We start from the raw sequence: 318 nt of genomic DNA, 5'->3' as shown, positions 1-318 counted from the left end.
TGTTAGCCCAAAGCACTAATGTCCCCTTTCCACAAAGTTAAAGTGTCCCCTTTTTGTTCTGACAAGGAGCGGGGCCATGGATCGGGAGACGATTGCCATGAGTCACAGGGAGTTGGATCGGGTGGGTGTCATCCGGAAGGTGGTTGACGGCACGCTGATCCAGCGTGAGGCGGCGCTTCATCTGGGGCTGAGCGTTCGCCACGTCAAGCGGCTGGTTCGGGCCTTCCGCGCCGAAGGGGCGGCAGGCCTGGCCTCAAGGCATCGTGGCCGGCCCGGCAACAATCGCATCGCCGCTTCGGTGCGGGATCATTTCATCGC

The 318-nt window shown here is 61.3% G+C and carries 1 protein-coding gene; it reads left to right on the top strand.

From position 1 onward, the window contains the following. Nucleotides 1-97: 97 nt before the first annotated feature. The coding region (locus ACEWQZ_RS00030; RefSeq protein WP_476481027.1) for a helix-turn-helix domain-containing protein at nucleotides 98-318 on the top strand (221 nt) is incomplete at its 3' end.

The sequence above is a fragment of the Wenzhouxiangella sp. YN1 genome (assembly GCF_056324145.1).
Note: the sequence above shows the minus strand (reverse complement) of the source record. Positions and strands in the feature narration are given on the sequence as shown.